Origin of the sequence: Erwinia sp. QL-Z3 (assembly GCF_004551645.1) — a bacterium.
Lineage (GTDB): Bacteria > Pseudomonadota > Gammaproteobacteria > Enterobacterales > Enterobacteriaceae > Erwinia > Erwinia billingiae.
In genome coordinates this window covers 1,273,773-1,285,832 of the sequence record NZ_CP037950.1, presented here as the reverse complement: position 1 = coordinate 1,285,832, position 12,060 = coordinate 1,273,773, and the positions used below count along the sequence as shown (strand labels likewise).

Here is a 12,060-nt window from a genome sequence, read left to right as displayed (position 1 = left end):
GCTGCATGGATTTGCATGCAAATAATGCGGGTCAGAAGCACAAACAGGACCAGTACTGGCGCGGCCTGAGCCGGTGCATGCAGTTGCATTAAAAGTGATGCATAAAGCGGGCAGGCGTGGCGGGGATAGCATTGCGCGCAAAGCCTATTGGCACGTGAGGTAACATCAAATTGTAAAAAATTTCATTTGTAATAGAGTACAGTGGAGGAAGTGAGTTCACTTGGCTTTTTTCAAGAGTCCCAGTGGATGGGGATGAACATTTGAGGTATGTTATGAGTTCAATCTTAAAAAGTATAAAAATTAGCGGTTTTAAATCAATACTCGAGGAAAATATTGAGTTTGGTCGTATTAATATATTTATTGGTAATAATGGTGCAGGTAAAAGCAATCTTTTAGAATCTATAGCTGTAGCATCGGCATCGATAGAGGGTAGTGTAGATTATGAAAGATTAGCGCGAAGAGGAGCAAGGTTGTCTGCGCCTGAGATATTTCGCAGTTCCTTTAAAAACAAAAAAAGAAAGGCTCTTTTTAGGTTGGAAATAGAGACGGATTCATATTTATACTCAATGGGGATTAGTCCTAAAGAAGGTTTTGCATATCATTCAGAATCCCTGAAAGAAAAACACACAGATAAGCAAATTGCTGGTAGATCTAATAATGGGGCGCGTTTAGATGGTATAACTGTCCCAGCAAAGATTGATCGAGAATCAAGTATCGTTTCTTTATACAATACATTGCACAATGAATTTAATGAACTTGATGGTATAAAAAACTTTGCAATATATTCTCCTTCAACTCCCATTTTAAGAGGAGTGAGTTCTGATGGCAGCAATAAAGCTCCATTAGGGTTATATGGCGGAAGATTGGCTGAGGCTTTAAAAGAAATTCTGATGAATGCTGATAAGCGAAAACGGCATATCGATGAGTTAAGAAGATTTTTCAAATTAATGGATTGGTTTCAGTATATATCTTCGACATCTGATATTGATGAGAAGTTAGCATCTGAACATATTAGCTTAGGTCGTAGTGTGCTTAAATATACTGACAAGTATATGAAGAAAAACTTTAATAGCCTTTATGCTTATGATGTCAGCGAAGGGGCTCTCTATATATTGTTTACGCTCTTATTACTTATTCATGAAGATTCACCCGATCTAATTGCTATAGATAATATAGATAGCGCTTTGAATCCTGGTCTCATAAGAACGTTAATGTCTCAACTTGTTGAAATTATTGATGAAAAGAAACATAAGCAAATTTTTTTAACAACACACAACCCAATTACACTTGATGGGATTGACTTATTCAATGACGAACACCGTCTTTTTGTGGTCGAGCGTGACAGGGAAGGCTTAACGAAAGTTAGGAGAATTAATCCTCCATCTGGTACAACAAAAAAAGAATGGGAAGAGAAATATTTTGGAATGAAGCTCTCTGAAATTTGGTTATCTGGTGCGATTGGAGGTATACCTCATGGATTTGCCTGAACAAGTTGAAAAAAAGAGAAAAATTTACTTATTAGTTTGTGAAGGGCCAACTGACATTGAAATAATAAGAGGAATATCTAATCATATCTCCGAAAGAGTCGAGGCTGAAATTGATATAAGGGAGCTTAGTCCAACTAAAGATATGACCACGGGTAACTATCCTAGTCATGGATGGACAGCAGTAAAATCGTGGTGCGAAAAATACTCTCTTGATAAAGGTATCGTTATAGATGCTAACTTACAGGATTGGCAAAAAAAACTTTTACAAGTGAAACAATCCTATCGATGGGATACTTTAATAAAGTTTTCTGGGGCTGATGGTATTATTCTTCAGATTGATACGGACATTGCTGAGGAAATGAATCATCAAGTTTTTGACCCTGCGAATGATGATCGTAAAACTTTCTGTGAAAGTGCTGTAAATATTTGGTTAAATGAGCAATCTACTCCTGAAGAGATATATTATCTGCTTTCGACTTATTCTAGCGAAGTGTGGTTATTAGCCACACATGAACCAGAGATTTGTAAAAACTACGAAGATATTCAAGATGTTGAACCTAGGTTGATCTCACTTGGCTATTCAAAGAAGAACATTAAAGGAAAACCTCGGTTAAAAAAAGAGCCTAAGCTTTATGAAAATTATAGCGAGAAAATTATTGAAAAAATTGACATAGTTAGGCAGCGTTGTGTGGAATGTGATGACTTCTGCTCTTTCCTTGAGAAATAAAATCATAGAAATCATAAAGATAGGGTGTTTTTAACTGTGATTTATGCAGCCACCAGGGAAGTATTAACTGTATCGCCTATGCCTCCAGAGGTTGATAACTTAAGTAAGGATTTCCTTTGTCCATATAAAATGGGGGTATGTTTGGGGGTACCTTTAGATTAATGAAACATATCAATCTGATATGTATATACTTTTATTAAAATTCCACCTCCTGTGATCTTCCGCCAATCAGCATCTTCCAAACTTGTTCCCTGCTCATCCGATAACATTCATAAAACCTGTATTTACAGGGTTAATGCGATTGTCCTTGTCTTTTAAGGTCTGCCTGAATATGCGTTTGAATGGGAATATATCGATATTGCGTTCAGCGTTCTACTGAACGAGTCAGATGAATTTAATAAAAATTAGAAATAAATCAGTGAGCAAATATTTGAAAAAAAGTGAATGACTATTCAATTAATAAAAACATTTCTGACCGTGCAAAATTCAGGTTAGTTGATACAATTACCTGAAATTATGAAAAGGAACAGTGATGAAATTAGGGTTTGCCTGCAAGTACCTTAACGCGGATTTAAAGCAGCCATGGCCCTTTAAGTCACCAACCCGAAAGCGATTTCTCAACCTTGATGAGAAAAAACAGGGGCAATTGCTGTTTGAGTGTGCCACACACAACCTTGCCCAGCTGTCGAACATTTTTGATGAGCTGGCGCAACTGCCCGAGGCATTAAGAATGATGAGAATAGGTAGCGATTTGCTCCCCCTGTTCACCGTTCCTGAAGCCGGCATCCATTATCAGCGGCTGTTACTCCAACTTAAACCGCTTTTCTCGGCGTGCGGTGAACGCGCGCGGACCAGCGGCATACGTCTTTCATTTCATCCCGGGCAATACACTGTGCTTGCATCCTAAACACCGGAGGTAGTTGACCGCTCGCTGGCAGACATTGAATACCATGTTTTATGCGCCAGGCTGCTCGGTTACGGGAAAAATTTTCAGGATTTTAAAATTAATATACATATGAACGGACGGGGAGGATTTGAAGGATTCAGGTCCGCTTTTCAGCGACTGAGCCCTGAAGCTAAGCTGATGCTTACCGTTGAAAACGATGAAGTTTCTTGCTCATTGGATGATGTGTTGCAGGCCAGAAAGTTGTGTCCGATTGTACTGGATATTCACCATCACTGGGTAAAAGAAAACCAGTTCATAAAACCAGGTGATGAGCGTATTGCTTTAATTAAAGAATCCTGGCGGGGAGTGAGACCCGTTTTACATTACTCAGTGTCACAGGAGGGATTAATTCCTGAGCGCGGATTTCCCGATCAGGAATCGCTGCAATTGTCCAAAATGAAACTGCGGGCACATTCAAACTATTATTTTAATGAGGATCTAAACGAGTGGGCTCTGTCATTTAAGGATTTCGATATTATGTGTTAAGTAAAAATGAAAAACATTGCACGGGAAAGCCTCTTTAAATATCAGTAGGGATGTGGAGCAGCAACCTCCCGCACCTGCATAACAGTACCGGATAAGCTGAGCCGGCGGCCACGGGAAGGTTCAGATGCCTCACCTTTAATCCTGCATTCCCTGATCTGGCGGCCCGATGAGTCGGTATCCCCTCGTTCCTGGCCAGATAATAAGATTTATACACGCACCCTTGCACATTGCTTTCAGCCAGTACGCAGGGTATTCAGCGCCACAGACCATAAATCCTTGCCGCACCGGGAGCAGAGGTGAACACCCTTCACATCAAGTTCTTCAACACTGCCGCAATGATTGCAGGCATAGGTGCCGGCAGCCTGAATTTCCGGGAAACTCGGGCGATGCTCAGGTGGCAGGACCGACAGGCCGGGTCTGACAAATTCATTATCAAAACAATAGATGCTGAGCTGCCCGTCAACCTCCACAAGGGCCAGACGTATCTGGCCCAAATGCTCTATGTTTTTCAGACGCAGTTCCATCAAAAATTCGTTCGGAGAAATATTGAGCCGGTCCAGATTTTCCACCACGTAGCGCCCGTCAGACACCAGCGTGATTACCTCGCCTTCAACCAGGCGGGCCACAGCAGTGAAGCGGGACATGGACCATGTAGTGGCACGGTAAAGGATGAGAAGTACAATGAAGACCATAATCACAGGCAGCACGGGCACATCATCATAGAAGGTCACGTCACCTGAAGCCGATCCCAGCGTAAGAATAATGACCACTTCAAAAAGGGAGAGCTGCTGGACGCCACGCCGGCCAGATATTTTCAGAAAGATAAAAACCACCACATAAGCAATACACACGCGTAACGCCACTTCACCCAGGAACGTCAGGGGAAGATCGTTCAGGAAAAATTTCTGCCAGTCAGTGTGATTCATTCTATTTTCTCGGGAATACCAGGATCTGAATATTATAATACTCAAATCATTATTAAGGTTCTGAGTGACAAGACCTGTGATTTCACCCCAGCGTCTGAGCATGCCGGCCCGCCATGGCACTCTTTGCCGCTGCGCGGAGCCTGACGGCTGAAGAGGCATCCGGGCGTGAATACCATCGGTGGTACAGCAGACCGTCTGCGAGCTGTTTTTTGCAGTATAAGGTGTGCGTCGGTTTCCGGGGCCAGGAGCGGGGGCTGAACGAAAAACTGGCCAGGCGGGAACAGACAAAATTATTTGATCCCAGTCACTATTATATTTTTCAGCTGCTAAGATTTGTAAGGAAGCGAGCGCAAGATTAAATTAATCTCAAAATAAAAAATCGCCCACAGAAAGATATTGGTTTTATGTGAACGAAAAAAACCTCTTCCATACCGGAAGAGGTTTTTTATCATGCTGGTAAACTGTTAACACTCACTCATTAACTATTCATGCAGTCCTCACACAGACTAAATTCTGGCACCCGCTGCTGTGCAATTCCGCTGGCCTGAAAATCCGTATATATACTGCCAAGAAATACTCTGAATTTTGCTGCAGTAACCTGTTCACAACCTTTTTTATGTAAAACCCAAGCGTTTAAACTACTTACTAAGTAGTAATATCTAGCTGTATTCATTAAAACCTCATTCAGTAAGTGATCAATAATCACACAATAAAAATTAAGGTTTCTTGATATATATCAATGAAAACGCAACTATTTTCACGATTAGGAATTCACCGGGTTGCAAACGCATAAAAAGCATAGGTATTTTTTTGCAAAAATATGACGTTAATTTCCAGTCCTGACGGCATCTGGTTTAAAGCGGTCGGTTTAAACCGAAGTGAGCAGGGACTTCGCTAACTGAGGTTTAAAAGACTTCATTGGGAGGTAACGTGTTTTAAACAGGAGGGAGAATCCAATAAGGCTAACGATGTACGATAAAAAATCCCAGCCGCCAGGGCCGGGAAAAGAACATATCTACACTCATAATACATACGCATAACCATCACATATGTAGATTATTTAGCCTACAGCGCACGGGTGGCTATGGCTCCAGGGATATTCTTAGAGGTCATAAGTTCGGAGGTTTCTGAGGCAAGGTATTTTTGAGTTTGATTAATCTCTGGAAAAAATTTCAGTAAGCGAATAGGGTTTATTCTTCGTCACTGTTCAATTTTTTTTGGATTGTCTTACCAGCAGCACAATTTCCTGTAATGAGCTGGGCTCGCCCTTAACCCATGAGGGCTATGAGGTCCGGACGGGGAAGATGTTAACAGGGGCAGTAGTGAATCCGAGAATCGCATGAACTGTCATTTTGCGCTTACAGTCCTGTTTCAGGGGCATTGTCAGGCGGACATGCTTTTCCAACAACGTCAGCCAGAAATTCCATCACCCTAACAGCGGAGGGATCGCGTCGGTACTCAGGATAGGCAACCAGCCACATACTTCTGCCTGGGGGAGGAGAATCTACAGCCAGTTTTATCAGAGAGCTGTCATTGTCCCCCATGAAACAGGGTAACGTCACCACGCCAAGCCCACTCCTGGCGGCCTGCTGCTGGGCCATCAGGTCGCTGGCCCTGAATATAATCCGCCGTCCGTTCAGCAGGGACTCCAGCCATTTCTGCTGCGTCACATAATCCAGCGACGTTTCATAGCCAATGAATAACCAACTTTCGGGTGGCCTGTCCTGCCAGGAAGGCGAAGCATACAGGCTGAAACGCATCGTCCCGATCCGGCGTGTTAACAGGTCGGGGTCTTCCGGTCTTGTCAGACGTACCGCGATATCCGCCTCGCCTTTGTTCAGTTGAACCTGATGGGATGCTCCTGATAAGGAGAGCGAAATATTCGGATGAGTTTGCGTAAAGTCGGCCACGGCTGGCGCAATCAGCAGCGCTGCGACAGCCGGAGATGCGCTAACCCTGATAACAGCAGCGGGCGCGGCAGAGAGCGACGTAGCCTGTATTTTTACCCGGTCTGACACCCGGTTCATTTCTTCAGCGACAGAGGCAATGACTTTGCCCTGTTCTGTCAGCGCGGTACGCCTGGGCAAACGTTCCGTCAGACGAAGTCCGAGCGACCTTTCGAGGGCGGCGATGCGGCGGCTGACGGTGGCATGATCGACGTGAAGCTCTTTTGCCGCAGCGGACATGGAACCTCTGCGGGCCAGCGCAAGAAAGTAATGTAAATCCTGCCAGTCCATTCACCTTCTCCTTGTGCGTTTTTACACATATATGGGTCTTTTATACCCGTATTTTTCCTGAGATAAACGACTTTATAATTTTCTCACTCAAACAGTGAGGACAGACTATGTCAGTAGCCATCGTAATCAGTCAGCCGGGCGGTCCCGACGTCCTGAAAGCAATTGAAATCACCCTGAGTGAACCGGGCCCCGATGACGTTCAGATCCAACATGAGGTAATAGGCGTCAACTTTGTGGATATTTACTTCCGTTCAGGGTTGTACCCTCTGTCATCCTCTCCGGCCGTGCCCGGGTTTGAGGGCGGCGGGAGGGTAATCGCCGTCGGGGAGAACGTTCGCGCATTTACCCGAGGCGATCGGGTTGCCTATACCGGGAATCCGATGGGGGCTTATACCGAGCTCAGAAATATTCCCGCCAGCCGGCTGATAAAAATACCTGAGGGGATAACTATTCGCACCGCCGGAAGCACGATGCTGAGAGGTCTCACCGCTCATATGTTGCTTCATAAGGTACGGAACGTTAAAGCAGGAGACTGGCTGCTGGTGCATTCCGCCGCGGGCGGCCTGGGGCAGATTGTCACCCGTTGGGCAACCCTGAAAGGTGCCCGGGTGATTGGTACAACGGGGTCAGTGGAAAAAATGAAACTTGCACAAGCGGCAGGTGCCGCTGAAGTGCTTCTTCACACCGATGCGGCATGGGCTGAAACCGTACGCGAGATTGCGGATGGGCGCGGGGTGCATCTTGCCATTGATGGCATTGGAGGCGCTATGCTCGCTGCAACGCTCGGCGTGGTACGCCCTTTTGGCACAGTGGCAAGTCTGGGGCAGGCGGCAGGACCTGTACCACCGGTGCGTGTAGAGGAACTTGGCTTCGCCCGCTCTATCGCTCTGATGCGGCCAAGTTCAATGGCCTATGCTGACGACGCGGAACTTTACAGGCAGGGGGCCAGCGACCTGATGGCGGCTCTTCAGAATGGGCTGGAAAATCCAATCGGAGCGGATTACAGCCTGATGGAGGCGGCAAAAGCCCACGCTGACCTCGAGGCCGGACGTACAACGGGAAGCGTGATACTGACGGTTTAGCCCCCTTTTATCTACAGAGCTATAATGTAAATAAGCTATTGAATATTATGAATATAAAAGCCTGGATTGTCACTGTCTGGGCTTTTACTCCTTGTCCGGCACTGAACTGGAAAAAAATTCCCGTCAGCATGGTAACTGGAATTTTTATTTCATTACCGCTTGCGTTTAGCCCCCGGTGAAGCGTAGTATGCATCTATCGGTTTGTTATACAGACCTTATGAAAGCAGTTTTAGTAAAGCAGTCCTCAGTTCAGGCGTTATCCCAAGATACCCTTCCTCGTGAGTCTCCTCCTAAATGCACCATAAGTTCATCTCTGCAAAACAGACCACGTTCGCCACTGATGTGGCCAAAAAAAATAAAGGAAGTATCTATGTCTGATTCAATGACTGGTTTAGTAAAATGGTTTAACGCTGATAAAGGTTTTGGCTTTATTTCTCCACAGGATGGCAGCAAGGATGTGTTCGTACACTTCTCCGCCATCCAGAGCAATGATTTCAAAACCCTGGATGAAGGTCAGACAGTGCAATTCACCGTGGAGAATGGTGCCAAAGGCCCGTCAGCGGTGAATGTCATACCGATGTAATTCGGTCCGTGACCGGAGTTTAAAACAGCGATGACGGCAACAGCCTGAGCAGTTAAGCTTCAGTTAACGTAGAAAAACCCGCCTTGTGCGGGTTTTTTTATGCCCGTTTCACGCCGGTCCCGCTCGTCTTGAGGGGGAGGGAATGACGTAACGACAGAGCCCAAAAAATTTTTTTTTGAGAGTCTTGAAAATCCGACAGCAGATTATATAAATAGTCATGACCGGGGCTCGCCCCGCTTCGATGAACTTTTTGATGAACCCTTATTCAGAGGATTATCATTATGAATCTACGCAATTTTCCCGTTTCTCCTTTCTTCAGTGACGCGATACTGTCTGACCGCTTTAACCGTATGGACAGACTGTTCAGCCAGCTGACCGGCGATGCCAGCGCAGCATCTATTCCCGCCTATGATTTGCAGCAGCTCGACGGCGAGCACTATGCCCTGACCGTCAGCGTACCGGGCTGGACGCAATCTGAACTCGAGATTGAAGTGACAGGAGGCCAGCTGACGGTCGCCGGACGCAAAGCCGGTAACAACAACGCTGACGCTGATGCTGAAAAAGAGGCTGGCCCATCCTGGCTTCACCGGGGAATACATCAGGCTGACTTCCGTCTGAGTTTTACCGTTCCTGAGCATGTGAAGGTGACCGGGGCAAGGCTTGAAAATGGCCTGTTGCGGGTGGCGCTTGAGCAGGAAGTACCGGAAAGTGCAAAACCCCGCCGTATCCCGATTGAACAGGGCGATACGCAACTTCTGTCTCATCAGGCGTAATTCCGTTACTCACGTTATCCTGGGGTGTTCTGCCCCAGGATAACGTGCAACTGGAATTTGCTGCGGGAGGTTTATCGTGAACCTGTTCACCAATCCCTCAGAACCCACCATTGAGCCGACCACATCCAGCGAAAGCATCCGGCGCTTCAGCACGGACAGGAGGACCATATGATCAACATGATCATAGTGAACACATCTTTCATTGCCACCGTACTGGTAATGGCGTTCGAGCTGATGCGCAATATTCATAAATGAGGGTGCTTCGCCCAGCCAGCAGTGGCCCGGATCGAGCAGTTGCTGGCTACGCTTGCTCACAGCAGTAACAGTGAAAACACCTTGCCGGGGGATCCCGCAGGGTGTTTTTAGCCCTAAACGCCCCGGTCATTTTCTTTAACGAATGCTTTCTTCTGCAGCGATGCATTAATTTCATCGCGCAATTGTTTTACTTTTTTCAGATAAGTGCCAGAATGAAACAGAGACATAAGTAGCACGCTATTATAAAGTGCGCGATGTATCTGGATGCAAGAGTTTCTTATTTGTAATGCCAACACCGGGGAATACCCACTACCGTTTCTACGTTCATATGTTGCAAGCCAAGAGGTCAGATGTTTTGTCATAACCGCCGGGCGGGTGCTGTTAAAAAATTCCCGTCCCGGCTTTGACAAACGCGCAATCAGCGGCAACACTCTTCTGCGTTACATCATCCAAAATCAGTACCAGTTAGAAGAATAAAAATCCGTCATTTCCCCCTGTCTTTCTCGCAAGCGACACCTCTCACTACCCGACACTAGTAAACTTGAGTAATTGTTACTTTTGTAACTATAAATAGTGAAATTAACACTCTCCCTGCCGATAACCCTGTGGCCTTACTGGCAATCACATGGACAACACGACAGGGGAATTCGAGTTTTATGAAAAAATTACGTGTTTTTTTGGAAAATATCAGAGTCGGCAGGAAGCTCATGTTGGGATTTGGGCTGGTGCTGATCCTCAGCATTGCTGTAGCGGCCTGTGGTATTAAAAACCTGCGGGATATTGCGGAGCGTGCGGACAAACTCAGCCAGCTGAAGAACATTAACGATCAGTTCTCACAGGCCAAAGATGCCCGCCAGCAGTACGTAAAAACCCATGATGAAAAATTTATCGCGGCGAATGAAGAGCGATTGCGGGCGGTAGAAACCAACATTGACCAACTCAAAACCCGGCACTGGAATGCCGAACAGAGTCAGTTGATTGCGTCACTTCCGGGCGCCATGAGCGTCTACCGTGAGCATCGTGCAGAGACGGTAAGCGAAGTGCATTCCCGTCAAATTATCCTGCAGGCGCTGAGGCTTAGCGGTGAAACCGCCGACGCTGAGGCGATGGCGCAAAAATACAGCGCCTCGCCGGACGGCACGGCCGCCGCGTTGAACGACGTTGCTAAACACCTTGCCGGTGTCAGCGTCCGTGTTCGGCTGATGGAGCTGGATAACAGCGCTGAGAATCGTCAGGCATTAACTGGCTTTTTAGCTGAAACGATTCAACTTATTGAGCAGGCCAGGCCCCGCCTCAGCCCTGAGGACGGCAATGCCATAGAAAAACTGGCGGTGCTGCTGGCCGCCAGACGCGACAGCGTGCAGGAATATAACACGTCGGCGCTGGCGGAAGAGGAGGCGACCCGGCAGCTTGGCGCGGCGGGGGCGCAACTGACCACCACCAGTAATCAGCTGTTCAGCCAGCAACTGATTGCCACCCATGAAGATATCGCCAGTGCCATTCTGTGGATGTTGATGATCCTTGCCGCTGCGGTCATCGCCAGCATTGTCATTGCGGTGATTATTTCCCGGCAGATCACCCGTCCGCTCGCCGCCACGCTGCAGATCGCACGACAGATTGCGCAGGGTGATTTGAGCGTGCGTCTGGAGACCTCGCGTCGGGATGAACTGGGCGAGCTGATGAAAGCGGTTGGCGGCATCAGCAACGATCTGCGCAGCATCATTGGCGATATTCGCAGCGGTGTTATCCAGGTCAGCCAGGCTTCCGCAGAGATTGCGACAGGGAACAACGATCTTTCGGCCCGAACGGAAGAGCAGGCGGCCGCGCTCGAGCAAACGGCGGCCAGCATGGAGCAGCTGACGGCCACCGTGAAGCAGAATGTGGAGAATATTCACCACTCAAGCGAGCTGGCACGCGCCACTTCCGAGACGGCAAACAAAGGCGGCGTGTTGGTTAAAAGCGTGGTGGACACCATGAATCAGATCAGCGCCAGTTCCAGTAAAATTGCCGATATCACCACCGTGATCAACAGTATTGCCTTCCAGACCAACATCCTGGCGTTGAACGCGGCGGTGGAAGCTGCCCGCGCGGGCGAACAGGGCCGCGGCTTTGCGGTGGTCGCCAGCGAGGTGCGGAACCTTGCCCAACGCAGTGCGCAGGCGGCCAAGGAGATTGAAACCTTAATTGCTGAATCCGTCGCGCGCATTGGCAGCGGGTCGCAACTGGTCGGCAAGGCAGGCGAAACGATGAATGAGATTGTGAACTCTGTCGGCAACGTCACCAGCATACTGGTCGAGATTGCTCAGGCGTCCGACGAGCAGAACCGCGGAATTTCTCAGGTTGGCGTGGCTATCGTGCAGATGGATAGCGTCACCCAGCAGAATGCGGCGCTGGTTCAGGAGTCGTCGGCGGCTGCCAGCGCGATGCGCGACCAGGCATCGATGCTGGAAGCGTCGATTGCACGATTCGTTGTGCAGTAAAGCGGTAACGGCACGCTGAGATGGCGGGCAGGTCGCCCGCCATTTTCACCAATCGTCTTATCATCCACCCAAAAATAC

The 12,060-nt window shown here is 47.5% G+C and carries 11 protein-coding genes and 1 pseudogene; 7 read left to right on the top strand and 5 right to left on the bottom strand.

The window, feature by feature from the left end; all coding sequences use genetic code 11:
• Positions 1-272: 272 nt before the first annotated feature.
• From E2F51_RS06555 to E2F51_RS06545, 3 genes and pseudogenes are all read left to right on the top strand, one after another.
• Complete coding sequence (locus E2F51_RS06555; RefSeq protein WP_134823043.1) at positions 273-1,487, top strand: AAA family ATPase; 1,215 nt, start codon at positions 273-275, stop codon at positions 1,485-1,487.
• Positions 1,474-2,214 (top strand): hypothetical protein, encoded by a 741-nt coding sequence (locus E2F51_RS06550; RefSeq protein WP_134823042.1) that lies wholly within the window; start codon positions 1,474-1,476, stop codon positions 2,212-2,214. Before E2F51_RS06555 ends, E2F51_RS06550 begins: the two co-directional genes overlap by 14 nt.
• Before the next feature lie 532 nt (positions 2,215-2,746).
• Positions 2,747-3,646, top strand: a pseudogene (locus E2F51_RS06545) (UV damage endonuclease UvsE).
• A 233-nt stretch (positions 3,647-3,879) separates the two neighbouring features.
• Here E2F51_RS06545 and E2F51_RS06540 read toward each other — a convergent pair.
• The 3 genes from E2F51_RS06540 to E2F51_RS06530 all read right to left on the bottom strand — a co-directional run bounded on the left by E2F51_RS06540 (position 3,880) and on the right by E2F51_RS06530 (position 6,809).
• Positions 3,880-4,572, bottom strand: a complete 693-nt coding sequence (locus E2F51_RS06540; RefSeq protein ID WP_134823041.1) for a DUF421 domain-containing protein — start codon at positions 4,570-4,572, stop codon at positions 3,880-3,882.
• Between the two features lie 478 nt (positions 4,573-5,050).
• Positions 5,051-5,245 carry a hypothetical protein gene (locus E2F51_RS06535; protein ID WP_134823040.1) on the bottom strand — a complete coding sequence of 65 codons (195 nt, stop codon included), beginning with the start codon at positions 5,243-5,245 and terminating at the stop codon, positions 5,051-5,053.
• Positions 5,246-5,930: 685 nt separating this feature from the next.
• A complete protein-coding gene (locus E2F51_RS06530) occupies positions 5,931-6,809 on the bottom strand; it encodes a LysR family transcriptional regulator (RefSeq protein ID WP_134823039.1) in 879 nt (292 codons plus the stop codon).
• Positions 6,810-6,916: 107 nt separating this feature from the next.
• Between E2F51_RS06530 and E2F51_RS06525 the strand changes: the two genes are divergently transcribed.
• From E2F51_RS06525 to E2F51_RS06515, 3 genes are all read left to right on the top strand, one after another.
• Positions 6,917-7,891, top strand: a complete 975-nt coding sequence (locus E2F51_RS06525; RefSeq protein WP_134823038.1) for a quinone oxidoreductase — start codon at positions 6,917-6,919, stop codon at positions 7,889-7,891.
• A 370-nt stretch (positions 7,892-8,261) separates the two neighbouring features.
• Positions 8,262-8,474, top strand: a complete 213-nt coding sequence (gene cspA, locus E2F51_RS06520) for an RNA chaperone/antiterminator CspA (protein WP_134823037.1) — start codon at positions 8,262-8,264, stop codon at positions 8,472-8,474.
• A gap of 281 nt (positions 8,475-8,755) precedes the next feature.
• The gene (locus E2F51_RS06515; RefSeq protein WP_013204443.1) at positions 8,756-9,247 is read left to right on the top strand and encodes an Hsp20 family protein; all 492 of its coding nucleotides are present in this window, start codon (positions 8,756-8,758) and stop codon (positions 9,245-9,247) included.
• Positions 9,248-9,256: 9 nt separating this feature from the next.
• Here E2F51_RS06515 and E2F51_RS06510 read toward each other — a convergent pair whose 3' ends face one another.
• Both E2F51_RS06510 and E2F51_RS06505 read right to left on the bottom strand, forming a co-directional pair.
• Positions 9,257-9,562, bottom strand: coding sequence for a hypothetical protein (locus E2F51_RS06510; RefSeq protein ID WP_134823036.1), 306 nt, complete (start codon positions 9,560-9,562; stop codon positions 9,257-9,259).
• Between the two features lie 53 nt (positions 9,563-9,615).
• Positions 9,616-9,930: a hypothetical protein gene (locus tag E2F51_RS06505; RefSeq protein ID WP_134823035.1), complete on the bottom strand. Its 315-nt coding sequence runs from the start codon at positions 9,928-9,930 to the stop codon at positions 9,616-9,618.
• Positions 9,931-10,158: 228 nt separating this feature from the next.
• Here E2F51_RS06505 and E2F51_RS06500 point away from each other — a divergent pair, with 228 nt between their 5' ends.
• Positions 10,159-11,982, top strand: coding sequence for a methyl-accepting chemotaxis protein (locus E2F51_RS06500; protein WP_134823034.1), 1,824 nt, complete (start codon positions 10,159-10,161; stop codon positions 11,980-11,982).
• Positions 11,983-12,060: the final 78 nt, after the last annotated feature.